Raw genomic sequence first — 23075 nt, 5'->3', positions numbered from 1 at the left:
CTGCGGGGGCGTGGGCCCCGGGTGGCGTGGGCTCCGGGGCGTCGTGGTCCCAGCCGTCGTGGTCCCGGCTGTCCTGGTCCCGGGCATCCTGCTTCCGGCCGTTCTGGTCCCGGGAGTGGAGGTACCCGCGACTGCGCGGCCTAAGGTTCCTGCTGGCCGCGCAGCTCGAAGTCGTCGAACGTCGTCTTCAACACCGACGTGCTCTCCTTAGGCGTCCGCGCGAACAACCCCATGTACCCGTTCCCGATCCCGTTCTGATCGTCCACCTGGTGCACGCGCTTCCCGTTCACCCACAAGGCCAGCCGCACCGCCGTCCCCCGCTGCTCGCACGACGCGACCACCCGTGCCTTGCCGGGCAGCCCGGTCACCTTGACGGGGGCCGCCAGCGTGCCGCCTGAGCCCTTGAAGACCCGCCGGATCCTGGCGTTGCCCGTCGTGTCGAGCGCGAACTCGTAGTACGAGTCCTCGTTCGGGTCGTCGTGGCAGTAGATGCCGTACTCCCCGGTCCCGATCGACCGCTTGACGTCGACGGTCACCCCGATCGTCACGGACGGCGGCAGCATCGGCGTCGGCGTGGCCGAGGGCTCGGGCGTGGCGGTGGGCTTGGCGACGAGGAACGGCACCGGGGCCTTGACCTCGCGATATTCCCTGCCTTCCTCCACGTCCAGCCCGTACGTCCCGTCGGTGCGATAGCCGTAGCTGGCCGAGTCGTCGGGGTCGTAGGTGCCGTCCCAGCCGCCGGAGGTCTGGGTGAAGTCCTCCTGGTAGAGGATCGCGAGGTCAGGTGGGCCGCCGGGGGTGAGCGCCACCCAGGTGGCGGCGCCGGCGACGGCGAGCAGCGCCACGCCCGCCGCCAGCCCGGCGATCAGCCGCCCGCGCCGCGCGCCGCCGCCGGAACCGGACGGCGACGGCCGCGCCTCGGTGAACGGCGTGGTCGCGTGCTGCCACGTCACCTGGACGGTGTGCGCGGCCTGCTCGGGCTGGGCCGAGCGCCCCACCAGGTGGTCGAGCAGCTGCTGAGCGGTCGGACGCCGGCCGGGATCCTTGTCGAGCGCCGCCCTGACCAGCTCGCGCAGCCCCGGCTCGACGTCGTCGAGGTTCGGTTCGGCGTTCAGCACCTGGTAGACGATCGCCGGCAGCGTGTCGCCGCCGAACGGCGCACGCCCGCTGGCGGCGAAGGCGACCAGGCAACCCCACGAGAACACGTCGCAGGCCGGCGAGACGGGGTCGCCGCGCAGCACCTCGGGCGCCATGTAACGCGGGGTGCCGACCAGCTCGCCGGTGCCCGTCACGCCGCCGAGCGTGTCGAGCGCCCTGGCGATGCCGAAGTCGATGACGCGCGGCCCGACCGGTGACAGCAGCACGTTCGACGGTTTCAGGTCGCGGTGCACGACCCCGGCGCCGTGGATGGCGGTGAGCGCGGTGGCCACGCTGACCGCCAGCGCGTCGAGGCTTGACCCGCGCATGGGTCCGCCCTGCTGCACGGCCTGTTCCAGGTTGGGCCCGGGCACGTACTCGGTCACCACGTAGAGCTGGTCGCCGTCGAGTGCCGCCTCCAGCACGGCGGCGGTGCAGAAGCGGCGTACCCGCCTGGCGGCGTCGGCCTCCCTGCGAAAGCGCATGCGGAATTGCTCGTGCTGGCTGAGCTCCGGGTTGATCACCTTGATGGCGACCCGTTGGCCGGCGGAGTCTTCGGCGAGGTGGACCGTGCCCATCCCACCTCGGCCGAGCATGCTCAGCAGCCGGTAGCGTCCGATGTGGGAGGTTTCACCGCTCACGGCGGGCAAGCTTACCGATATGCGGCTACCGCCCGCAGTCCGCGCAGGCGGTACGGGTTCGCCGGGCGTACGCGAGCGCGGCCACCGCCAGGCCGACGCCCCACGTCAGGTACCCGGGCACGGCGCACCAGAAGAACCATTCGGGCAGGTCGAGCCCGCCTTCCGGGGGGAACGGGTTGCGCCCGTTCAGCCGCTCGAAGATCATCTGTGCCAGCATCGTCCCGAAATAAGCGACGAGTCCGCCAGACACGGCCACCGCCGGCCACAACACCAGCCGCCGCGGGACCCGCCGCCCGGCCAGGCCCGGCACCCAGCGCGGCCACACCCGTCCCCAGCGGTGCGCGAGCGCCAACGGCAGGACGGTCCCCGCCAGCACGAACCCGGCCTCGAAGAGCACCTGACCGCCCGCGTACGGCGTCGCGCCCCACCCCACGGCCACCTGCGCCCCGATCCGCACCAGGCACCCGGCCATCGCCGCGTAGGCCGCCGCGTACGCCCAGCCGGGTGTGCGCTCCAACGACGGTCGGCCCGATCTCGGCCTGCCGCAGGTGGCGCAGCCGGCCTCCGTACGCCGCCGGTGGGTCAGCGCCGCCCGCCAGAGCAGCGCGCCCGAGCCCGCGCACACCGCTTTGCTCGCCGCGCCCAGCGGCAGGAACGGAATGCCGAGCCCGGGGACGATCGCGCCGACCACGTCGAGCAGCAGCATCGCCCCGGCCACGATCAGCGCCGCGCCCACCGCCCAGGCCGCGCCGCGCAGCACCCGGCGGGACGCGGCGCCCCAGCGCCCGCTCAGCAGGGCGCCCAGAACCAGGGCCGCCGCCGCGCACAGCCCGACGCCGCCCCAGCCGGTGAACACCACGAGGTCGGGCCCAATCGGCGACAGGCGCTCCGGCTGGTGCCCGAGCTGCCAGTACAGCCGCAGCCCGCCGTAGGCGAGCACCAGCGCGAGCGTCCCCGCGGTCAGCGGGTCGGCGGTCGCCGCGCTCGTCCCGGCGCGTGTCCCGATATGCGTCATGATCACCATGCTCGGGCGCGGGGCGCCGCCCCGCCTCCCTAGCGAGAGCCGTCCCCGTCCCCCGCACGGGGGAGAAAGCGGGGGAGAAGACGGGGGAGCAGGCCGTGCAACCCCGCGCGGGGGTCCACGACCAGGACGTGGCAGCCCGCCGCGGTCGCGGCGGCGACGCCGGCCGGGCTGTCCTCGACGGCCATGCACCGCTCCGGCGCGACGCCGAGCCCGCGGGCGGCCGCCAGGTACGGATCGGGGTGCGGCTTGCCCCTGGCCGTGTCGTCGTCGGTGACCACCAGGTCGAAGCGGTGCCCGAGCACGGGCAGGACCAGGTCCGCGACGGACCTCGGCGAGGCGGTGACCAGGGCCGTGGGCACGGCGGCCGCGGCCAGCCCGGCCAGCAGCTCGCGGGCGCCCGGCACCACCGTCACCCCCTGGCCGACGCGGTCGGCGAAGGCCGCGATGAGCCGGTCCGCCACCTCGGGGACGCGCGCCGGAGAGAGGTGGGCGGCGGTGTCCTCGGCCCGCCTGCCCAGCACGTACGGCGTGTCGGCGGGCCCGAGCGCGCGGCCCAGTGCCGCCGCCACCGACACCGCCGCCTGCCACCACAGCCCCTCGGTGTCCACCAACGTCCCGTCCATGTCGAACAGGACAGCATCGAAGCGCGATACCCAGGAGACGCCCTCCTCAGCCGGCATCCGCCGACACCGGCGCGGGAACCGTCACCGTCCTGGCCGCCACCAGCACCGGCCGCTCCACCAGCCGCACGCTCACCCGGCTGCCCGCGCCGAGCCTGGCCGCCTCGTGCCCGGGCACGTCGGCCAGCACCTCGCCGCCCTCCAGCGCCAGCCGCAGCCGTACGGACGCGCCGCGGAACGAGGCCGCGAGCACCTCGGCCGGCCCGTCGTCGGACGGCGTGACCCGTACCGCCTCAGGCCGGACGAGCACGTCCACGTCGGGGTCGGCGGGGGCGGGGCCGTCGATGGGCAGGAGCTGGCCGAGCACGGTGACCTGGTCGCCGGACACCCGTCCGGCCACGTGGTTCATGGTGCCGACGAACTCGGCCACGAACGGCGTGGCGGGCCGGTCGTACACCTCGGCGGGCGGCCCGGCCTGCTCAAGGCGTCCGTCGCGGAGCACCGCCACCCGGTCGGCGATCGACAGCGCCTCCTCCTGGTCGTGGGTGACGAAGATGGTGGTGATGCCCAGGTCGAGCTGGAGCCGGCGGATCTCCTCGCGCAGCGCCACGCGTACCTTGGCGTCCAGCGCCGACAGGGGCTCGTCGAGCAGCAGCACCCGGGGTTCGAGCGCGAGCGCGCGGGCCAGCGCGACGCGCTGCTGCTGCCCGCCGGAGAGCTGGTGCGGGAAGCGGTCGGCGTGCGCGGGCAGCCCGACCAGCTCCAGGAGCTCGGCGGCGCGCGCCCGCCTGGCCGCCACCGGCACCTTGCGCACGCGCAGCCCGAACGCCACGTTGTCGCGGGCGTTCAGGTTGGGGAACAGCGAGTACGACTGGAAGACCATGCCCGCGTCGCGCTTGTTGGCCGGCACGTCCGTGATGTCCTTGCCGTCCATCAGCACGGCGCCGGAGTCCGGCCGCTCGAACCCGGCCACGCAGCGCAGCGCGGTCGTCTTGCCGCAGCCGGACGGCCCGAGCAGCGCGACGAACTCGCCGGGCTCGACGGTCAGGTCGAACCCGTCCAGCGCGACCGTCCTGCCGAACACCCGGCGCAGCCCGCGGAACTCCACCTGAGCCGTCATCTTCTTCTCTCCTTACCGAGCACGCCGGAGACCACGAGCAGCAGCAGCCAGATGAGCACCAGGCTGAGAATCGACACCGCCACGGAGAGCTGGCCGCGCGAGCCGGAGATGGTCACGATCCACACCGCGAACGGCTCGTAGCCCAGCAGCCTGGCCACGGTGAACTCGCCCAGCACCAGCGCGAGCGTCAGGAACGACGCCGAGGCCAGCGCCGAGCGCAGGTTCGGTATCACCACCCGGAACATCACGTGCGGCCACGACGCGCCCAGGTTGCGCGCCGCCTCCACCAGCGTCCGCACGTCCATCGTGCGCAGCCCCGAGTCCAGCGCGCGGTAGACGAACGGCAGCACCAGCACCACGTACGCGGCCACCAGCACCATCGGGAACGCCCGGTCCTGCACCGCCATCAGCGTGGCCCAGAACGGCGTCGGAGCCAGCACGTCGGCCCCGGTACGCAGCGAGATGGAGATCCCGGCCACGAACGTGATCGGCGGCACCACCAGCGGCAGCGTGCACAGCACCTCCATCACCGGGCGCAGCCGGGGCGCGCTCAGCCGTACGGCGAGCATGGCCGGCAGCGTCAGCAGCAGGACCAGCACGATCGTCGCGGCGGCCAGCGTCAGCGACAACGCCAGCGACGTCGCGAACCCCTCGGCGGTCAGCAGCTCGCCGTAGGCGGACGGCGAGACCCCGGCGGTGGGCGTGTAGACCGTGTACCAGAGCGACGCGCCCAGCGGCACCAGGAAGTAGAGCGCGGCGAGCAGGAACACCGCCGCCCGCCACGCCCGCGGCCGGGGCCCGGGCTCGGCCGCCGCGCCCGCGCCCGGCTCCAGGCCGGTCAGTGCAGCCATCGGGTGCTCCTTCGCTGCAGCGGCAGGTAGATCGCCATCACCAGGCCGGCCACCACGACCATGTCCAGGCTCAGCGCGAACGCCACGTTCTCCTGCCCGATCAGCACGTCACTGGTCAGCGCGTTGGCGATCTTCAAGGTGACCAGCGGCACCACGGTGCCCGCGCCCATGGCCGCCGCCGTGGCGTAGGCCGCGAACGCCGAGCCGAACAGCAGCACCACCCCGCCGAGCAGCGCGGGAGCGAGCACCGGCAGGCCCACGTACCGCCAGTAGTGCCAGGTGGTTGCCCCGTTGTTGGCCGCCGCCTCGCGCCACTGCGGCCGCAGCCCGTCCAGCGCCGGTGCCATGACCAGCACCATCAGCGGGATCGAGAAGTACAGGTAGACCACCACCAGCCCCCAGAACGTGTACAGCGCGCCGGACGGCAGCCCGAGCAGCCCGCTGACGATCCCGGAGTTGCCCAGCGTGGCCACCCAGAAGAAGGCCAGCGGCACGCCGCCGAAGTTGGCCAGCACGCCGGAGGCGGTCAGCACCGCGTTGCGCAGCGCCGCGGACCTGGAGGTGACGACGGCGTGGGCGAAGAACGTGCCGAGCACCGCGCCCGACACCGCCACCACCGCCGACACCTGGACGCTGCCCGCGATGGCGTTCAGGTTGCCGCCCTGCAGGCTCTGGCGCAGGTTGTCCAGGCTCGGCCGCCCCTGCACGGTGAACGCCCCGGCCAGCAGCGCCACGGCGGGCACGCCGAAGACGAGCGCGTAGAAGGCCAGCAGGGGCAGCGCGCCGAGCCACCCCTTGGACCCGCCTCTCATCGCCATCTCGTGGATCCGTCTCTCATCGCCACCGCTCGGATCCGCCGCTCATCCCGAGATCGCGGCGTCCCAGCCGGAGGCGAGCTTCGCCTTGGCCTTGTCCACCTGCTCGGTGCTGGGGAAGGTGGGCGTGCCGTCGACCGGGGGCAGCTTCTCCGCCGCCGCCTTGTCGATGCTCCCGTCGGTGGTCATGGACGGCATGAGCACCGGGCGCGCGAAGCCCTTCAGGTACAGGTTTTGGCCCTCGGCGCTGTAGAGGAACTCCTGCCAGAGCCTGGCGGCGGCCGGGTGCGGCGCGTCCTTGTTGATGGCCTGGGCGTACATCTGGAAGTACTTGCCGTCGGTCGGCACGTTCACCTTCCAGTCGAGGCCCTTGGCGGCCATCTCCGGCGCGTACGCGGCGTTGTTGTAGTCCCAGTCGATGCTGATCTGGGTCTCGCCCTTCTCGATGGTGGCCGGGGTGGTCTCGACCGGGTTGTAGTTGCCGACGTCCTTGAGCTTCTTGAAGAACTGGATGCCCGGCTCGATGTCGTCGAACGAGCCGCCTTCCGCCAGCGACGCGGCGTACACTCCGGCGAACGCCGAGCCCGACTTGGTGGGGTTGCCGTTCATCGCGACCTTGCCCTTGTACTCGGGCTTGAGCAGGTCGGCGAAGCTGGTCGGGCAGTTGGTGATCTTCTTGGCGTCGCAGCCGATCGAGACGTAGCCGCCGTAGTCGTTGGTCCAGAGCCCGGTCGGCTCCTTCTGGCCCTCGGGGATCTTGTCGAACGCCTGCACCTTGTACGGCGCGAACAGCCCTTCGGCGGCGCCGCTGATCGCGAACGACTGACCCAGGTCCAGCACGTCGGGGGCGCGGTCCTGGCCCTTGCGGGTCTTGACCGCGTTGATCTCGTCGGCGCTGGCCGCGTCGGGGTCCTCGCTCTCGATCTTGATACCGTACTTGGCCTCGAAGGTCTTGATGATCTCCCCGTAATTGGCCCAATTCGGCGGAAGGGCGATGACGTGCAGATTCCCCTCCTTCTTCGCGGCCTCGATCAGCTTGTCCATACCGCCGAAGTCGGCCGCCGAGGTGGCGGTGCGCGCGTTCACCCCGCCCTCTGACGCCGTGGACCGCTGGGAGCTCGGCGCGGCGCCACACGCCGCGGTGACTACGGTGAACAGTGCGACGACGCCGGCCACACGGGCGCGAGGTGCGAACACTTCGACCTCCACTCTCGGGGGGTGTGGAAAGAACTTAAGGGAACTTGTACAAACAAGCCAGCCTTAGTAAGTCGCATGAAGATTGCTCTTTCGTGAAGAGAAAGGGTCATAAATGGTGGCGCGCTATGAACGGATCGCCGATGAACTGCGCACCGACATCCTGTCGGGGGCGAATCCGGTCGGCTCGCAGCTCCCGTCGGAGTCCGAGCTGGCGGCGCGCTTCGGCGCGGCCCGCGGCACGGTGCGCCAGGCCGTCGCGGTGCTGGTCGCCGAGGGGCTGGTCGGCACCAGGCAGGGCGCCAGGCGGATCGTGCTGGGCAACGCGCGCAGCCAGAGCTTCGCCGAACTGCACAGCTTCGCCCAGTGGGCGCGCGCCAACGGCTACGGCTTCGGCGGCCAGGTGATCGCGCAGCGCCGCCGTCCGGCGGGCCAGGCGGAGTCGGCCAGGCTGGGCAGCGCCGAGGTGCTGGACGTGCTGCGCCTGCGCACCCTCGAAGGCGAGCCCATCCTGCTGGAACGCACCGCGTACGCCGCCTGGGTGGCCGACGCGGTCGAGGCGCTGCCGCCCGACTGCGAGTCGGTCACCCAGGCGCTCTACGAGAGCATCGGCCTGGTCTTCGCCTACGGCGAGCACCTGATCGACGCGGTCCCTGCGGGCGCCCAGGACTCCCGGCTGCTCGGGGTGCGCCGCGGCAGCCCGCTGCTGCGCCAGCGCCGGATCACCACCACGCACGAGGGCCGGCCGGTGGAGTCGTCCGACGACAGGTACCGGGCCGGCAGCGTGACCTTCAGCATCAGGAACTCGATCAGCGCCAACCCGCTCGTCCGGCAGGCGGGCGACTTGCGTTTCCCGCCGTTGGAACGTATGTTCGAGTCATAAGCGCCCGTCTTCCCCCGGGTGGCTCAGCATACGAACCAGAGCCGCGGGGAGAAGCGTCTTGAGCAGACTCTATGGCGATCCGATCGAGGTGTGGACCAGAGACGGCGAGCCGACCCAGTTCGTCTGGCGTGACCGGCTCTACCTCGTCCGTCGCGTCCTCGATCACTGGGTGGTCGCCCGCGAATGGTGGAAGACCGGCGAGGGCGACCCGGGGGAGCGGCAGTTCTGGCGGGTCGAGGCCAGCCCCGGGCGCGAGGTCGGCTCCTACGAACTGCGCTACGACACCGCCAGCAACGGCTGGCTGCTGCTGCGGGCGTGGGATTGATGGCGGCCCCGTTCGCGCACCTCAACGTGAGTTCCGCGTACTCGATGCGGTACGGCACCGCCTTCCCGAAGGACCTGGTCAAGCGGGCCTCCGACCTCGGGATGGACATCCTGGCGCTGACCGACCGCGACGGGCTCTACGGTGCGGTCAAGCATGCCCAGGCCTGCGCGGAGGCCGGCATCGCCCCGGTGTTCGGGGTGAACTTCGAGCTGGAGGTCCCGGTCTCGGCCTTCAAGCCGGTTCCCGGCATGCGTACGCCCAGGCCGCGGACCGGGCCCGACTCGGCGGACCGGGTCACCGTCCTGGCCAGGTCGAAGGGCTGGTCGCGGCTGGCACGCCTGGTCACGGCCGCGCACTACGCGGGTGAGCGCGGCAAGCCGGCGGTGACCCGTGAGCTGGTCGGCGCCTGGGCGGGCGCGTCCGACGACGGTCACGGGATCGGCGGCGAAGACGGGCTCGTGGTGCTGCTCGGCCCCAGGTCCGACGTGGGCCGCGCGATCGCCGAGCGCCGCGACGAGCAGGCCAGGACCCTGCTCGGCCTCTGGCGCGCCGCCGTGCCAGGCGTGGTGATCGAGCTGGTCGACCAGTACGGCTTCCGCGACGCCACCACGGCCGTCCGGATGCTCGCCCTGGCCGAGTCCGCCGGCGTGCCCGCCGTGCTCACCAACGCGGTGCGTTACCTCGACCCGGCCGACCACCAGGTCGGCGACGTGCTCGACGCGGCCAGGCAGCTCGTCCCGCTGCACCCGCGCCACCTGGAACGCACCACCTCGCACGCCTACCTCAAGGGCGCCAAGGAGATGTGGCAGGTGGCCGCCAAGATCTGCGGCGCCGACGCGGAGCGGGCGGGCCGGCTGCTGTTCACCACCCGCAGGCTGGCCGAGGCGTGCGCGATCGACCCGCTCGAACTGCTGGCGCTGCGCAACGACCCGCCGAACCTGCACCTGCCCGAGATCGGCGGCGACCCGGTGCCGCTGCTGCGCGACCGCGTCCAGGACGGCCTGGCCAGACGCGGCCTGGACCGCTCGCGCGAGGCCAGGGAACGGCTGCGGGACGAACTGGCCATCATCGAGAGGAAACGCCTGTCCGGGTACTTCATCGCGGTGTCCGGCATCACCGACATGATCCGCGGCATGGGCATCCGCTGCGCCATCCGCGGCTCGGGCGCGGGCAGCCTGGTCAACTACCTGATCGGCATCGGCGAGGTGAACCCGCTCGAACACCACCTGCTCATGGAGCGCTTCCTGTCGGAGGGCCGCGTCGGGCTGCCCGACATCGACGTCGACGTCGAGTCCGCCCGCCGGCTCGACTGCTACCAGGCCATCTTCGAACGCTACGGCGAGGCCAGGGTGGCCTGCGTGTCGATGATGGAGACCTACCGGGCCCGCAGCGCGATCCGTGACGTGGCCGGCGCGATGGGCCTGCCGCCGCACGAGATCGACGCCATCGCCAAGGCGTTCCCGCACATCAGGGCCAGGCAGATCACCGCCTCCCTGGAGGACCTGCCCGAGCTGCGCGAGAGCAGGCTCGGCGAGGCCGGGCTCGACCGGGTCTTCCGGCTGGCCGAGAAGCTCGACGGGCTGCCCAGGCACATCGCGCTGCACCCGTGCGGGGTGCTGGTCGGCAACGCGGGGCTGCGCGACCGCACCCCGGTCGAGCGCAGCCTGCTGGAGTTCCCCATGTCGCAGTTCGACAAGGACGACGTGGAGGAGGCCGGGCTGCTCAAGCTCGACGTGCTGGGCGTGCGCATGCAGTCGGCGATGGCGTACGCGCTGCGCGAGATCGAGCGGGTCGACGGCGTCGTGGTGAAGCTGGACGAGCAGCAGGGGCCAGAGCTGGACGAGCGGCAGGGGCCAGAGGCGGACGAGCGGCAGGGACCCGGGGCGGACGTCCAGTACGTGCCGCACGACGACCAGGACACCTACGACATGATCTGCGCCGGCCGCACGCTCGGCTGCTTCCAGATCGAGTCGCCCGGCCAGCGCGAGCTGGTGGCCAAGCTGGAGCCGCGCCGGATGCACGACCTGATCGTGGACATCTCGCTGTTCCGGCCGGGGCCGGTGAACTCCGACATGGTCACCCCGTACCTGGAGGCCAGGCACGGGTGGCGGCAGCCGTACTACCCGCACGAGCGGCTGCGCGAGTCGCTGAAGGAGACGCACGGCGTCGTGGTGTTCCACGAGCAGGTCCTGAAGATCATCGAGGTGATGACGGGACGCGACCTGTCCTTCGCCGAGATGTTGCGCCGCACCCTCGACACGCCTGAGGGCCGCGCCCGGGTGCGCTCCACGTTCATGCCGATGGCCAGGGCGAACGGCTTCGACGACGCGGCGGTCGAACGGGCCTGGAAGGTGCTCGACGCGTTCGGCGCGTTCGGGTTCTGCAAGGCGCACGCGGCGGCGTTCGCGCTGCCCACCTACCAGTCGGCCTGGCTCAAACGGCACCACGCGGCCGCGTTCTTCGCCGGGGTGCTCACGCACGAGCCCGGCATGTACCCGCCGCGCGTCATCATCGACGAGGCCAGGCAGTGCGGGGTGAAGATCCTGCCGCTCGACATCAACAGGTCGGGCCGTGAGTGGCGGGTGGAACGGCTCGGGCCGCGCGTCCAGGTGCGCGTGCGGTCGTCCGCGCTGGCGAGGCCGCCGCGGGTGCGCGGGGACTTCGAGATCGGGGAGATCGGCAAGGGGTACGCGCTGCGGGTGCCGTTCTCGGCGATCAAGGGGGTGAGCGAGGCCGAGGTGGACCGGATGGTGGCCGGGCAGCCGTACACGTCGCTGGCCGACTTCTGGGACCGGGCGCGGCCCTCGCGTCCCACGATCGAGCGGATCGTCCAGGTCGGCGGCCTGGACGTGCTGCACGACCTGCACCCGGGCGGGCCGCGCTGGCGTCCCGGCGAGCTGACCAGGCGTGACCTGATCGCCCAGGTCGGCACGCTGGAACGGGGCTCGTCGCCGGTGCGGTCCGGGCCGCGGCGGTCCAGGCGCTACACCCCGGCGCCGCCGCCGGAGCCCGCCGCGCGGGCCGCGGTGGAGGTGCAGCTCCCGCTGGGCTTCACCGAGCACGTCTCACCCGGCGAGCTGCCCGAGATGACCGAGTCGGAGATGGTCGAGGCCGAGCTGGAGATCCTCGGCATCGACGTCAGCAGGCACGTCATCAGCTTCCACGACGAACTGCTCGACGCGCTCGGGGTGGTGCGTTCCAAGGACCTGCTCACGCTGCGCAACGGCGCCGAGGTGCTGGTGGCCGGCGTCAAGGTGGCCACCCAGACCCCGGCCGTGCGCTCGGGCCAGCGCGTCATCTTCACCACGCTCGACGACTCGACCGGGCCCGTCGACCTGACGTTCTTCGAGTCGGTGCAGGGGCACTGCGCGGCCACCGTGTTCGGCTCGTGGCTCATGCTGGCCAGGGGCGTGGTCAGGCGCACCGGCACCCGGGCGATCTCCATGCGCGCCGTGGACTGCTGGGACCTGGCCGACCTCGACGCGCTCTGGCGCGCCCAGGGCATCGAGGCGGTCCGCGCCCGGTTGGCGCGCGATCCGCGCGATCAGGGCGGCGTCGGCGGGCGCAGGATCGAGTACGCCAACGGCTTCAGGCTCTCGCCCTACTCCGACCTCGGCCCGGCCATCGCCGCCACCCCGCCGCGCAAGCTCTGGCACGCCAGCCAGGGCAGCTCAGGCCCCACCGCCGCCTGACGCGCTCAGCCCGATCGAGGTGGGCGCCGCGGCCCTGCGCGACTCGTGCGCGGGCTGCTGGAGCTGGGTCAGCTCGCGTACGGTGGCCGCGCACAGCAGCGCGGCCGCCGCCGAGCAGAGCAGTTCGAGCGTGCCGACCCCGGTGAGATCGCCGGCGGAGGCGTCGAGCGGGAGCCTGATGGTGATCAGCGCCAGCATGGCCAGCCAGCTCAGCCACCAGGCCGCCAGCAGGGCACGCCAGCGGCTGCGGCGCTCCGGCGGCGGCGCGACGCCCCGCCACGCGCCCCGCCAGACGTCGTCGACCAGCATCGCCGGGGCGACCAGGTTCACGCCGGGGATCAGCCAGGCGGCCGCTACCGGGCCGGTCGGCGCCTCGCGCTCGTTGGCCTGCCTGGCACGTACCAACCACGTGACGTACGCGGCCGCCGCCGCGATCGCGGTGCCCGCGACCAGCATCATCAGCACGGCGAACATGGTGACCGCGCCGACCACGGCCTCGGCCTCGGCGCCCTGCGGGCGGCCGCCGTACGCGGCGAGCTCGGCGGCCAGCCGGTGACCTCGGGTCTGCTCGAAGATCACCAGGGCGCCGAGGGAGAGCACCTGCGCGGTGAGCGTGACATAGACGGCGGAAGCGGCTCTGGCGGGCGATGCCTGGGCATAGCGCACGATGTTCTCCCCCCGGGCATGCGCTGAGGTTCTGATTCACTTGTATCCCGCCAGGCTCTTTGTTAATCAGCTCACCACGCCGGATTCCCACGCCCAAGCCGCGATTCCCACGCGATTGCGGACACCGAGTTTCGCCTGGATGCTGCCCAGATGCGTCTTGACGGTCGACAGCGAGACGAACAGCTCCGCGGCCACCTCCTGGTTGGTGCGGCCCCTGGCGATCAGGCGCACGACGTCCAGCTCGCGCTCGGTCAGCGGGTTGCTCGGCGCGGGCGGCGCGGCCGGCTTGGGCTGGGCCAGGTGCTGCAGCAGCCGGACGGTCACCGACGGCGACACCAGCGCGTCGCCGACCGCGGCCGCCCTGACCGCCTCGATCAGCAGCGTCGGCCCGCTGTCCTTGAGCAGGAAGCCGGTGGCGCCGGCGCGGAGCGCGCCGTAGACGTACTCGTCGAGGTCGAACGTGGTCACGATGACCACCCGCATCGGATTCTCCACGCCGGGACCGGCCAGCACCCTGGTCACCTCGAGCCCGTCGAGCTTGGGCATCCTGATGTCGAGCAGGCACACGTCCGGCCGCAGCCGCCTGGCCTCGGCGACCGCCTCCGCGCCGTCGGCGACGGTGGCCACCACCTCCATGTCGGATTGAGCGTCCAAAATCATCTGGAAGCCGGTGCGCACCAGCTGCTGGTCGTCGGCGATGAGTACCCGGATAGTCACGGCCCCCACTTTAGGTTCCCGGACCCTCGATCCCGTCAGGCGTCGCGGGAGGGGACGGACCGCCGGACGACGACGCCGGCGAGCAGGCACACCGCGCCTGCCACGGCCATGCCCGACGCGGGACCCAGCGCGGCCATCACCCCGGTGGCGGCCGCCAGCGTGCAGGTCTCCAGGCTCATCCTGACGGTGCCGAACAGCGCCGCGCCCGCCCCGCCCCGCTGGTACGGCACGTACTTGAGCGCCTGCCCGTCAGGGACGCCTTCGGTCAGGCCGAGACACAGCCCGATCACCCCGGCGGCGCAGAGCAGCGCGGCGGGATGGCCGGTCAGCTGCAGGACCAGCGCGGCCGCGGCGCAGGCGAACAGGCCGCAGGCCACCAGCGGCCGCGCCCATCGGCGCGCGAGCCGCGCGGCGAGCAGCGGGAAGAGCGTCGACGGCACGGTCAGCAGGCTCAGCATGACCGCCGCCGCGCCCGAGCCCAGCCCCTGGACGGCGCCGAGCTGCGGGAGCACGGCCAGCCCCACCACGAGGATCCCCATGAAGGCGCCGGTCGACAGGGCGTACGCGCGATAGGCGGGGATCCGCAGCAGGTCCACCGGAATCGCCGGATCGGCCGCCCGCCGTTCCACCCGGACCAGCCACACGCCCCCGGCCACCGCGACGACCACCAGCGCGCCCGGCCCCCACCACGGCACGCCGGACCCCGGACCCAGCCCGAGCGCGGTCACCGCGGCGGCGATGGTCACCCCGAACAGGACCGCGCCGGCGAGGTCGAAGTCGTCGGGAACCTCGGGACTGCGCAGGGCGGGAAGCCCGAGCGTGGCCAGGACCGCGAGGCCGGAGACGGCCGCGGGCACGACGAAGACGAGCGGCCAGCCGCCGACGGCCATGAGGCCCTGGGCGACGATCGGGCCCAGCGCCAGGCTGCTGCCCAGCACCGCGCCCATGTAGCCGTACACGCGCCGCCGCTCCTCCGGCGGGTACACGCCCAGGATCATCGACGACCCGCCGGCGGCGCACATGGCCGCGCCGACCCCGGCGACCGCGCGCAGCGCCACCAGGGACGCCAGATCGGGCGCGAAGGCCGACAGGACGCCGGTGACCGCGACGACGAGGTTGCCCGCGGCGAAGAACCCGGTGCGCGCGGTGCGATCGGCGATCACCCCCGCCAGCAGCAGGGCGGCGGCGAAGAGCCCGTTGTAGGCGAGGACGATCCACGGGCCCAGGCCGTCCGCGCCGGGCAGCCGCGCGGTGACCTCGGGGACCACGGCCGTCGAGCCGGTGATGGCGAGCGGGAACACCGCGGTGGAGACGAGGTCGGCGAAGAGGACACGCCGACGTTGACGAACAGGCAAGGTGAACACGAGTGCGCTCCGGAACAAGGGGGATCCGAGCGCCATGAAGGCGCTCCTGGCCACAGGTCAGGAGCGACGGCGAGACTCAGGGTTTTGCGCCGCCGCTCTCAGCGACGGCGCACCTTGTCCGTTTTCGGCACAGACAAACCCTAGCAGCGCCTACGTGGGTGAAACCTTCAGCCGGTCGCCGACGCGGCCACGTGGGCGGCGTAGACGTCGGGCGGGCCGGCGACGTAGACCATCTCGGTGTCCGCTTCCGCCCAGGAGGAGTTCGACGTGCCGCCGGGCAGGTAGATCACGTCCCCGGCGGCGGCGCGCAGGGTCTCGCCGGCCGCGGTGCGTACCGCGTAGGAGCCCTTGGTGATGATCAGCACCTCGTCGTAGGGAAAGCTGATCTCCATCGATTCGCCCTGGGCGAGGCGCGCGAACCCGACGGTCATCTTCGCCTCGGGCGCCGAGGCCGCGTCGATCAGGTCGTTGACGTAGATCTGGCTGTCGCCGATGCCGACCCAGGCGCCGTCCTCGTGGGTGATCTTCTTGACGTGCATGGTCGATCCCTTCTAGACGAAGAAGCTGTCGTGGCGGACGAAGAACTCCGCGCGTTCCTCGTCGCTGAGGCCGGCGAGCTCGGTGACGCCCTCGAAGTAGTCCTCGCGCGGGGCGCCTGGCGCGAACAGCATGAGCATCGAGGCGGGTTCGCCGGATTCGTTGCGGAAGGCGTGCAGGCCGCCGACCGGGACGTACAGGTAGTCGCCCGCGGTGGCGTCGATCCATCGCCGGCCGTCGAACAGGCGCATGGTGCCGGACAGGATGAAGAACGACTCGGACATGGACTTGTGGAAGTGCGTGCTCGGGCCGCCGAAGTCCGGGCCCATGTCCACCCGGTACAGGCCGTACTCGCCGCCGGTCGAGACGGTGGTGGACAGGTAGTGGTAGGTGGTGCCCCGGGAGACGAGGTCGGGGTCGGCGGTGGCGGGGCGGAAGGTCGCGTTGATCTCGCCGGTGTCGCCGAAGTAGCGCGGGTCGGGGTAGGACATCGGGATCACTCGTCGATGAAGTCGGTGGTCAGCTTGATCAGGCCGCTGGGGTCGGCGAACCAGTCCATGTGGCCCTGGCCCTCGACCTCCACCAGCCGGCTGCCCGGGATCGCGGCGCTCAGCTGCCTGGAGCCGTCGATCGGGATCATGGCGTCCTCGGCGAAGCCGATGACCAGGGTGGGCGCGGTGATCCGGGGCAGCAGGGGCCGGATGTCGACGCGGCCGCCGAGGTCGAGCTGCCGGCCGATGCCGGGCGGGGGCCAGGCGTCGGCCAGCGAGTAGGCGAGCCCGTCGTGGCCGAAGCGGTCGAGCGTGGCGGTGCTGAAGCCGGTCAGCGCGGAGAAGCGCTTGAACAGCTCGCGGTCGGCGGCGAGCAGCTTGGCCGCGGTCTGGAAGTAGTACTGGTCGCGCGGGCCGGTGGAGTGGGCCCAGCCACCGGCCAGGACGAGACTGCGCACCAGCTCCGGCCGCGTGGCGGCGACCACGGCCGCGGCGACGGCGCCGAGTGAGAAGCCGAACAGGTCGACGGGCCCGTCCACGGCGGCCTGCGCGGCCGCGGCGACCTGGTCGGCGATCAGGTCGACGGTCAGGTCGGCGCCGTCGTCGGCGGTCTGGCCGCTGCCGCTGAAGTTGGGCCGCACCACCGTCCTGGACGAGGTGAAATGGCCGACCACGTTGCCGAAGACCTTCTCGGCGTCGCCGCCGACGCCGTGGACCAGCACCAGGCCGGGGCCGTGGCCGTCGACCTCGTAGTGGACGCGGGTGTCGCGGGCAGTGGTGAAAGGCATAATGGGCCACCGTTCATTGAGTCAGCTCTGATAAGATGAGCGCTAAGATAATCAGCGTTTGTGTGAGTGTCAACTTAATGAGCGCTCACTTAAATTTCCTGGAGGTACCCATGCCGGACTCCGTGTCCGCGGTGCTGGAGCAGTGGCGGCGCGAGCGGCCCGACATCGACTTCTGGCCGATCGGCGTGGTCGGGCGGATCATGCGGCTGTCCCGCATGTGGGACAAGGAGATCAAGGACTTCCTGGCCGGGCACGGCCTGGAGCCCGGCGAGTTCGACGTGCTGTCCACGCTGCGCAGGTCCGGCGCGCCCTACGAGCTGACCGCGGGCACGTTCCTCAAGACCTCGCTGGTCACGACCGGCGCCATCACGCTGCGCGTGGACAAGATGCACGACAAGGGGCTGGTCGTCCGGACGCGCGACGAGAACGACCGCCGTTCGGTACGGATCCGGCTCACCGATCATGGTCTGGAGGTCATCGACCGCGTGCTGCCGCTGCACATCGCCAACGAGGCGCGACTGCTCGAGGCGCTGGGGCCGGAGGAGCGTGAGCAGGTGGGGGCCGCGCTGAGCACCCTGCTGGTGTCCTACGGCGACGTCCCGGCACTCCCGGCCGACCGGGCGCGGTAAGAGGCGACCGGGCGCGATAAGAGGCGACCGGGCAGGGTGAGGATTGGCCGGGCAGGGTGAGGATCGGCCGGGCAGGGTGAGGATCGGCCGGGCAGGGTGAGGATCGGCCGGGCAGGGCCGAGAATCGGCCCGGTGCGGCAAAGATCGGCCGTTCGGCCGAGGAGGAATCGGACGCTCGGCCGATACCGCGCGACCGTCCGCCAGGAAGGCTTGGCGGCATGAACGACGTACTTGTTGGACATGCCCTGACCAAGCGGTTCGGGCAGACGGTCGCCCTGGGCGGCGTGGACATCGCGGTGCGGGCCGGGGAGGCCGTGGCCATCATGGGGCCGAGCGGTTCCGGCAAGTCGACGCTGCTTCACTGCCTGGCCGGGATCATGAAGCCGGACGCCGGCGAGGTGCACCTGCTCGGCCAGCGTATCGACGCCATGCGCGAACGCCAGCGCAGCGCGCTGCGCCGCACCAGGTTCGGCTTCGTCTTCCAGTTCGGCCAGCTCCTGCCCGAGCTGCCCGCCGAGGAGAACGTGGCGCTCCCGCTCATGCTCGGCGGCGTGCCGCGGGCCCAGGCCGTGACCCAGGCCCGCGAGTGGTTCGGACCGCTCGGGCTGCAGGGCATGGAGTCCAGGCGGCCGGGTGAGCTGTCCGGCGGGCAGGCACAGCGGGTGGCCATCGCCAGGGCGCTGGTCACCAGGCCCGCGGTGGTGTTCGCCGACGAGCCCACCGGCGCGCTCGACCAGACGACAGGACAGGACACGATGCGGCTGCTGGTCCAGGCGACCAAGCACAACGACGCGTCCCTGATCGTCGTCACCCATGACCCGAACGTGGCCGGCTGGTGCGACCGCACCGTCGAGGTCCGCGACGGGCACCTGCTGGTGGGCGGGGTGCGCGCGTGAACCTCGGCCTGACCTGGCACCTGCTGGTGGGCGGGGTGCGCGCATGAACCTCGGCCTGACCTGGCACCTGCTGGTGGGCGGGGTGCGCGCATGAACCTCGACCTGACCTGGCGGCTGCTCAAGGGCGGCGGGCGCAAGGGCCTGCTCGGCACCTGGCTCACACTGGGCGCGGTGGCCGTCTCCACGGCGCTGCTGCTGTTCGCGATCGGGGCGAACTTCGCCTTCCAGGCCAGAAGCGATCGGGGCGCCTGGCGCGCCCCGGTGCCCGCAGGCCAGAGCGAGGCCGTGGCCGTCGAGGCCACCCGGTACGACTTCGTCCGCGACCAGGCGATCACCGTCGTCCACCTGGCGGCGCTCAAACCGTCCGCGCCCGCGCCGCCCGGCATGGACCGCTTTCCGAAGCCGGGCGAGGTGTGGTTGTCGCCCGCACTGGCCGACCTGGTCAAGGAACTGCCCGCGGACGAGCTGGCCGCGCGCTATCCGAAACCGGCCGGGCTGCTCGGTGACGACGCGCTGGTGTATCCGTCCGAGCTGGTCGCCGTCGTGGGCCACGAGCCGGACGCGCCCGCCATGACCACGGGCGCCGGCGAGGACCGGGTCGTCGGCGCCTCGCCGGTCAAGGTGGCCGACCTGACCGGCAGGGAGTCGGACGAGGCCGAGGCGTACCGGGCGCTGACGCTCATCGCGAGCGTGCTCATGGTGGTGCCGCTGCTGGTGTTCGGCGGCGCCGCGGCCAGGCTCACCGTCGCCAGACGTGACCAGCGGCTGGCCGCGCTCCGGCTGATCGGTGCGACGCCCGGCCAGGTCGTCGGCATGACCGTGGCCGAGGCCGTGATCGTCGCCTTCGCCGGCACGCTCGCCGGGACCGCGCTCTACGCGCTGGCCCTGCCGCTGGTGTCGCGCATCGAGATCCAGGGCGGCGCGTGGTACCTCGCCGACCTGTGGCCGAGCCCGCTGGTGCTGGCCGGGGTACTGGCCGCGGTGCCGCTGCTGGTGGGGCTGTCGGCGGTGGTCGGCCTGCGCAGGGTCGTGGTCAGCCCGCTCGGCGTGGCCAAGCGCGAGACGCCGCCCGGCATGCGGTTCGTCCGGGTGCTCGTCCTGCTGGCCGTGCTGGCGGCCGTCCCGGTGCTCAGCCGCAACGTCGCGGTGGGCGTCATCGCGGTGGTGCTCGGGCTGGCGTTCCTGTGCATCAACCTGGTCGGTCCGTGGGTGGTCGCGCTCATCGGCAAGATCACCGCGAGTCAGGCGCGGCGTCCCGCCCGGCTGCTGGCCGGACGCAGGCTCGTGGACGATCCGCGCTCGGCCTGGCGCACGGTCAGCGGCGTGGCCATGACCGGCTTCATCGCCGGGTTCCTCGGGCTGCTCAGCCCGGGCGCGTTCGACGGCGACCCCACGCCGCCCCAGCTCCGCGTCACCGTGCCCGCCGGTCAGGCGGACGCCGTCGCCGGACGGGCCCGCGAACTGGCCGAATCGGCCGGGATCACGGCGACGGTGAAGCCGGACAAGCGCCGCGTGGTGATCGCGCTGGGCAGCTCGGCCACCGCGCAGGACCTCGACCGGGCGCGTACCGCGCTGGCCGGCCTGGTACCCGGTCGCACACCCACCACCGAGGCGGACGACCAGGCCTTCGGCCGCCGGCTGCTGGCCGACGTGGGGGTGGGCACGGTGGTGGTGCTGTCCGTGTCGTTCCTGGTGGCCATCGCCAGTTCGGGCATCACGGCGGCGTCGTCGGTGCTCGACCGGCGTCAGACGTACGGGCTGCTGCGCCTGGCCGGGACACCGCTGGAGGTGCTGGACCGGGCGCGGCGGGCCGAGACGCTGATCCCGCTGACCGTGATGGGCGGCGGCGCGGGCGCGCTCAGCCGCCCACTGCTCCGCGCCGTCACCGCCGACCCGGCTCCCCGCCCGGACTGACCCACGACCGTCAGGGGCTGAGGACCGGCTCCCGGTACGTGGGTCCTCCGCCGAGGACCGGCTCCCGGTACGGGGGCCGGTCCTCAGCCGCGACCGGCTCCCGCATGGGGCCGGCCCTCAGCCCTGACTAGATCCCGTACAGGTCGGACCTCAACCCTGGACCCGATCATTCGCGCAGGTGGTCCTCAACCTTGGACCAGATCCCACACGAGTCGGTCCTCGACTCTGGACCAGATTCCCACACGAGTCGGTCCTCAGGCCAGGACCAGATCCCGGACCGTCCGCAGGGTGGGCTCGTCCCTGGGCCCCATCACCAGCAGGCTCGTCACCGGGCTCTTGTGCCACAGCTCCAGCCGCTCCTTGATCCGCCCAGGCGGCCCGACCAGCGAGATCCCGTCGGCCAGTTCGTCCGGAATCGCGTGGAACGCCTCATCCTTCCGCCCGGCCAGGTAGAGGGCCTGGATGCGCTCGGCGGCCTCGGCGAACCCCATCCTGCCGATGATGTCGGCGTGGAAGTTGCGCTGCTTGGCGCCCATGCCGCCGATGTACAGGGTCAGCATCATCTTCACGCCGTCCAGCGCCGAGCGGACGTCGTCCGAGATCACCACCAGCACCATGGCCGCCACGTCGAAGTCCGGCGCCGCGCCGGCCAGCGAATCGCCGTACATCTCCGCGATCTTCTCGGGGAACGCGAACAGCGGCAGCCAGCCCTGCGCCACCTCCGCCGCCAGCGCGACGTTCTTGGGCCCTTCGGCGCCGAGATACACGGGGATGTCCGGCCGGAGCGGATGCGTAATGGACTTGAGCGGTTTGCCCAGCCCGCCCGGCAACGGCAGCGGGTAGTGGGGTCCGTCACTGGTGACCGGTTCCTCGCGGCGCCACACCTGCCGCATGATCTCGACGTATTCGCGCGTCCTGGCCAGCGGCCTGGCGAACGGCTGGCCGTACCAGCCTTCCACCACCTGCGGCCCGGACGCGCCCACGCCGAGCAGCAGCCGGCCGCCCGTGAGGTGGTCGAGGGTCATCGCGGTCATAGCGGTCGTCACGGGCGGGCGGGCCGAGATCTGGGCGATGGACGTGCCCAGCTTGATACGTGAGGTCCGCGCTCCGTACCAGGCCAGCGGGGTGAAGACGTCGCTGCCGTATGCCTCGGCCGTCCAGACCGAGTCGTAGCCGAGCCGTTCGGCGGCCAGCACCGTCTCCGTCGCGTCATCGGCGCCGCGCTGCCAGTAGCCGAGGTTCAAGCCGAGCTTCATGCACACCTCCGGAATTAAGTTCTATTACGGCCGGAGGGGGCCGGTGTGTCAATGCGGGAGCTTTCGGGGAAGTGGAACCCTGTGCTCAAGGGTCTCTGCCGTGTCACCTGCCTGCTGCTGTTGCTCGCACCGGCGGCGGCATCGTCGATGGCCGTGGGGGAATCGCGGCCCAACATCGTCTTCGTCGTGGCCGACGACCTGGAAAGCGGCACATTGCCGCATTTCCCGAACATCAGCCGCGAACTCGTCCGCCAAGGGCTCTCCTTCGACCGGTTCTTCGTGACCAACTCGTGGTGCTGTCCGTCGAGGGCGTCCATCCTGCGTTCCCAGTACGTCCACAGTCATGGCGTACTGACCAACACGGCGCCGGAAGGCGGTTTCGACCGCTTTCATAGCCAAATGTTGGAACGTTCCACAATCGGCACCTGGATGCAGCAGGCCGGCTACAAGACCGCGCTGATGGGCAAGTACCTCAACCACTATCCGGGCAAACTGGCCGAGGAGACGTACGTGCCGCCCGGCTGGAACTCCTGGCACGTACCGGTCCGCAAGCTCTACGAGGAGTACGGCTACCGGCTCAACGAGAACGGCCGGCTGGTCGACCACGGCTGGTCGGAGCAGGACTACCTGTCGGACGTCCTGGCAGGCAGAGCCAAGGAGTTCATCACCGGGACGCGGGAGCCGTTCTTCCTGTACCTGGCTCCGGTCGGCCCGCACAACCCGTCCAATCCCGCCGTACGCCACGCGAACGCCTTCCCCGACGCGCAGGCGCCACGCACGCCGTCCTTCAACCAGGAGAACGTGCACGACGAGCCGCTGTGGCTGCGGACCAGGCCCAAACTCCTGCCGTCCGAGATCGAGCGGATCGACGAGCGCTACCGCGCCAGAATGCGATCCATGCTGGGCGTGGACGACCTGGTCGGCACCGTGATCGAAACGCTGCGCTCGACAGGCAAACTCGACCACACCTACGTCTTCTTCAGCTCCGACAACGGCTTCCACCTGGGAACACACCGGCTCAAGCAAGGCAAGACCACCCCGTTCGAGGAAGCCATCCGCATCCCCATGGTGGTGCGGGGGCCCGGCATCAAAGCCGGCTCCACGACCAGCCACCTCGGCGCCACGGTCGACCTCGGCCCCACCTTCACCGAACTCGGCGGCACCAAGCCCCCCGACTTCGCCGAGGGCCGCTCACTGGTACCACTACTGCGCGGCCAGTCGCCAGGGGAGTGGCGCAAGAACGTCCTGGTGGAATTCCACCGCCCACTCAACCGATCCTCGGCCGCCCAAACACCGGTCCCCGAATACCAGGCCCTACGGACCGACCGGTACACGTACGTGCGCTACGAAACAGGAGAGACCCAACTCTACGACCTGACCACCGACCCCTACCAACTGAGCAACCTGGCCAAGCTCGCCAGCCCCGGGGTACTGCTGGGCCTGCAGGAACGCCTGGAAAGAATGCGCACATGCTCCGGACCTTCGTGCCGCGAAGCGGACAAGCAGGAATGAGCC

At 71.7% G+C, this 23075-nt stretch carries 21 protein-coding genes; 7 read left to right on the top strand and 14 right to left on the bottom strand.

Annotated elements, in window-relative coordinates; genetic code table 11:
* Nucleotides 1-140 precede the first annotated feature (140 nt).
* The 7 genes from HII36_RS24980 to HII36_RS24950 are packed head-to-tail and all read right to left on the bottom strand — an operon-like array spanning nucleotide 141 to nucleotide 7405.
* On the bottom strand, nucleotides 141-1778 hold the full coding sequence (locus HII36_RS24980; RefSeq protein WP_328807868.1) for a serine/threonine-protein kinase: 1638 nt from the start codon (nucleotides 1776-1778) through the stop codon (nucleotides 141-143).
* A 25-nt stretch (nucleotides 1779-1803) separates the two neighbouring features.
* Nucleotides 1804-2793: a hypothetical protein gene (locus HII36_RS24975; RefSeq protein WP_173525665.1), complete on the bottom strand. Its 990-nt coding sequence runs from the start codon at nucleotides 2791-2793 to the stop codon at nucleotides 1804-1806.
* Between the two features lie 38 nt (nucleotides 2794-2831).
* Entirely contained in the window at nucleotides 2832-3482 is a 651-nt protein-coding gene (locus HII36_RS24970; protein WP_173525664.1) for an HAD family hydrolase, read from the bottom strand.
* Nucleotides 3472-4542 carry an ABC transporter ATP-binding protein gene (locus HII36_RS24965; protein WP_173525663.1) on the bottom strand — a complete coding sequence of 357 codons (1071 nt, stop codon included), beginning with the start codon at nucleotides 4540-4542 and terminating at the stop codon, nucleotides 3472-3474. The genes HII36_RS24970 and HII36_RS24965 overlap by 11 nt, the downstream gene beginning before the upstream one ends.
* Complete coding sequence (locus HII36_RS24960) at nucleotides 4539-5393, bottom strand: ABC transporter permease (protein ID WP_173525662.1); 855 nt, start codon at nucleotides 5391-5393, stop codon at nucleotides 4539-4541. The genes HII36_RS24965 and HII36_RS24960 overlap by 4 nt, the downstream gene beginning before the upstream one ends.
* Nucleotides 5381-6205, bottom strand: coding sequence for an ABC transporter permease (locus tag HII36_RS24955; protein WP_217369919.1), 825 nt, complete (start codon nucleotides 6203-6205; stop codon nucleotides 5381-5383). The genes HII36_RS24960 and HII36_RS24955 overlap by 13 nt, the downstream gene beginning before the upstream one ends.
* 48 nt (nucleotides 6206-6253) lie before the next feature.
* Nucleotides 6254-7405, bottom strand: coding sequence for an ABC transporter substrate-binding protein (locus HII36_RS24950; RefSeq protein ID WP_173525660.1), 1152 nt, complete (start codon nucleotides 7403-7405; stop codon nucleotides 6254-6256).
* Between the two features lie 112 nt (nucleotides 7406-7517).
* On the opposite strand from HII36_RS24950, the gene HII36_RS24945 reads away from it, so the two are divergent.
* The 3 genes from HII36_RS24945 to HII36_RS24935 are packed head-to-tail and all read left to right on the top strand — an operon-like array spanning nucleotide 7518 to nucleotide 12302.
* The gene (locus HII36_RS24945) at nucleotides 7518-8285 is read left to right on the top strand and encodes a GntR family transcriptional regulator (RefSeq protein WP_173525659.1); all 768 of its coding nucleotides are present in this window, start codon (nucleotides 7518-7520) and stop codon (nucleotides 8283-8285) included.
* A 58-nt stretch (nucleotides 8286-8343) separates the two neighbouring features.
* Nucleotides 8344-8610: a DUF6504 family protein gene (locus HII36_RS24940; RefSeq protein ID WP_173525658.1), complete on the top strand. Its 267-nt coding sequence runs from the start codon at nucleotides 8344-8346 to the stop codon at nucleotides 8608-8610.
* Nucleotides 8610-12302, top strand: coding sequence for a DNA polymerase III subunit alpha (locus HII36_RS24935; protein ID WP_173525657.1), 3693 nt, complete (start codon nucleotides 8610-8612; stop codon nucleotides 12300-12302). The genes HII36_RS24940 and HII36_RS24935 overlap by 1 nt, the downstream gene beginning before the upstream one ends.
* On the opposite strand, the gene HII36_RS24930 is transcribed toward HII36_RS24935, so the two are convergent.
* The 6 genes from HII36_RS24930 to HII36_RS24905 all read right to left on the bottom strand — a co-directional run bounded on the left by HII36_RS24930 (nucleotide 12282) and on the right by HII36_RS24905 (nucleotide 16865).
* On the bottom strand, nucleotides 12282-12968 hold the full coding sequence (locus tag HII36_RS24930) for a DUF4328 domain-containing protein (RefSeq protein WP_328807867.1): 687 nt from the start codon (nucleotides 12966-12968) through the stop codon (nucleotides 12282-12284). The genes HII36_RS24935 and HII36_RS24930 overlap by 21 nt on opposite strands.
* A 66-nt stretch (nucleotides 12969-13034) precedes the next feature.
* Entirely contained in the window at nucleotides 13035-13685 is a 651-nt protein-coding gene (locus HII36_RS24925; RefSeq protein ID WP_173525656.1) for a response regulator, read from the bottom strand.
* A 35-nt stretch (nucleotides 13686-13720) separates the two neighbouring features.
* Entirely contained in the window at nucleotides 13721-15085 is a 1365-nt protein-coding gene (locus HII36_RS24920; protein ID WP_173525655.1) for an MFS transporter, read from the bottom strand.
* Nucleotides 15086-15216: 131 nt separating this feature from the next.
* Nucleotides 15217-15588: a hypothetical protein gene (locus HII36_RS24915; RefSeq protein ID WP_173525654.1), complete on the bottom strand. Its 372-nt coding sequence runs from the start codon at nucleotides 15586-15588 to the stop codon at nucleotides 15217-15219.
* A 12-nt stretch (nucleotides 15589-15600) separates the two neighbouring features.
* On the bottom strand, nucleotides 15601-16077 hold the full coding sequence (locus HII36_RS24910; RefSeq protein WP_173525653.1) for a cupin domain-containing protein: 477 nt from the start codon (nucleotides 16075-16077) through the stop codon (nucleotides 15601-15603).
* A 5-nt stretch (nucleotides 16078-16082) separates the two neighbouring features.
* Complete coding sequence (locus HII36_RS24905; RefSeq protein ID WP_173525652.1) at nucleotides 16083-16865, bottom strand: alpha/beta fold hydrolase; 783 nt, start codon at nucleotides 16863-16865, stop codon at nucleotides 16083-16085.
* Between the two features lie 110 nt (nucleotides 16866-16975).
* Between HII36_RS24905 and HII36_RS24900 the strand changes: the two genes are divergently transcribed.
* The 3 genes from HII36_RS24900 (at nucleotide 16976) to HII36_RS24890 (ending at nucleotide 20304) form a co-directional block, all read left to right on the top strand.
* The gene (locus tag HII36_RS24900) at nucleotides 16976-17494 is read left to right on the top strand and encodes a MarR family winged helix-turn-helix transcriptional regulator (protein WP_173525651.1); all 519 of its coding nucleotides are present in this window, start codon (nucleotides 16976-16978) and stop codon (nucleotides 17492-17494) included.
* 218 nt (nucleotides 17495-17712) lie between these two features.
* Complete coding sequence (locus HII36_RS24895; protein ID WP_173525650.1) at nucleotides 17713-18390, top strand: ABC transporter ATP-binding protein; 678 nt, start codon at nucleotides 17713-17715, stop codon at nucleotides 18388-18390.
* A 90-nt stretch (nucleotides 18391-18480) separates the two neighbouring features.
* Complete coding sequence (locus tag HII36_RS24890) at nucleotides 18481-20304, top strand: ABC transporter permease (protein ID WP_173525649.1); 1824 nt, start codon at nucleotides 18481-18483, stop codon at nucleotides 20302-20304.
* Nucleotides 20305-20558: 254 nt separating this feature from the next.
* Here the strand turns inward: HII36_RS24890 and HII36_RS24885 are convergent, their stop codons facing one another.
* Entirely contained in the window at nucleotides 20559-21560 is a 1002-nt protein-coding gene (locus HII36_RS24885; protein ID WP_173525648.1) for an LLM class F420-dependent oxidoreductase, read from the bottom strand.
* 147 nt (nucleotides 21561-21707) lie between these two features.
* Here HII36_RS24885 and HII36_RS24880 point away from each other — a divergent pair, with 147 nt between their 5' ends.
* Nucleotides 21708-23072, top strand: coding sequence for a sulfatase family protein (locus HII36_RS24880; RefSeq protein WP_236003842.1), 1365 nt, complete (start codon nucleotides 21708-21710; stop codon nucleotides 23070-23072).
* The last annotated feature ends 3 nt before the right edge of the window (nucleotides 23073-23075 follow it).

It is taken from the genome of Nonomuraea antri (assembly GCF_013283785.1).
Lineage (GTDB): Bacteria > Actinomycetota > Actinomycetes > Streptosporangiales > Streptosporangiaceae > Nonomuraea > Nonomuraea antri.
Note: the sequence above shows the minus strand (reverse complement) of the source record. Positions and strands in the feature narration are given on the sequence as shown.

Bases quoted from the DNA above. Each gene is read 5' to 3' on its own strand.
- HII36_RS24975 (WP_173525665.1), bottom strand. From the start codon at position 2,793: ATGACGCATATCGGGACACGCGCCGGGACGAGCGCGGCGACCGCCGAC.
- HII36_RS24970 (WP_173525664.1), bottom strand. From the start codon at position 3,482: ATGCCGGCTGAGGAGGGCGTCTCCTGGGTATCGCGCTTCGATGCTGTC.
- HII36_RS24965 (WP_173525663.1), bottom strand. From the start codon at position 4,542: ATGACGGCTCAGGTGGAGTTCCGCGGGCTGCGCCGGGTGTTCGGCAGG.
- HII36_RS24960 (WP_173525662.1), bottom strand. From the start codon at position 5,393: ATGGCTGCACTGACCGGCCTGGAGCCGGGCGCGGGCGCGGCGGCCGAG.
- HII36_RS24955 (WP_217369919.1), bottom strand. From the start codon at position 6,205: ATGAGAGGCGGGTCCAAGGGGTGGCTCGGCGCGCTGCCCCTGCTGGCC.
- HII36_RS24945 (WP_173525659.1), top strand. From the start codon at position 7,518: ATGGTGGCGCGCTATGAACGGATCGCCGATGAACTGCGCACCGACATC.
- HII36_RS24935 (WP_173525657.1), top strand. From the start codon at position 8,610: ATGGCGGCCCCGTTCGCGCACCTCAACGTGAGTTCCGCGTACTCGATG.
- HII36_RS24920 (WP_173525655.1), bottom strand. From the start codon at position 15,085: ATGGCGCTCGGATCCCCCTTGTTCCGGAGCGCACTCGTGTTCACCTTG.
- HII36_RS24915 (WP_173525654.1), bottom strand. From the start codon at position 15,588: ATGCACGTCAAGAAGATCACCCACGAGGACGGCGCCTGGGTCGGCATC.
- HII36_RS24910 (WP_173525653.1), bottom strand. From the start codon at position 16,077: ATGTCCTACCCCGACCCGCGCTACTTCGGCGACACCGGCGAGATCAAC.
- HII36_RS24905 (WP_173525652.1), bottom strand. From the start codon at position 16,865: ATGCCTTTCACCACTGCCCGCGACACCCGCGTCCACTACGAGGTCGAC.
- HII36_RS24900 (WP_173525651.1), top strand. From the start codon at position 16,976: ATGCCGGACTCCGTGTCCGCGGTGCTGGAGCAGTGGCGGCGCGAGCGG.
- HII36_RS24895 (WP_173525650.1), top strand. From the start codon at position 17,713: ATGAACGACGTACTTGTTGGACATGCCCTGACCAAGCGGTTCGGGCAG.
- HII36_RS24890 (WP_173525649.1), top strand. From the start codon at position 18,481: ATGAACCTCGACCTGACCTGGCGGCTGCTCAAGGGCGGCGGGCGCAAG.
- HII36_RS24885 (WP_173525648.1), bottom strand. From the start codon at position 21,560: ATGAAGCTCGGCTTGAACCTCGGCTACTGGCAGCGCGGCGCCGATGAC.
- HII36_RS24880 (WP_236003842.1), top strand. From the start codon at position 21,708: ATGGCCGTGGGGGAATCGCGGCCCAACATCGTCTTCGTCGTGGCCGAC.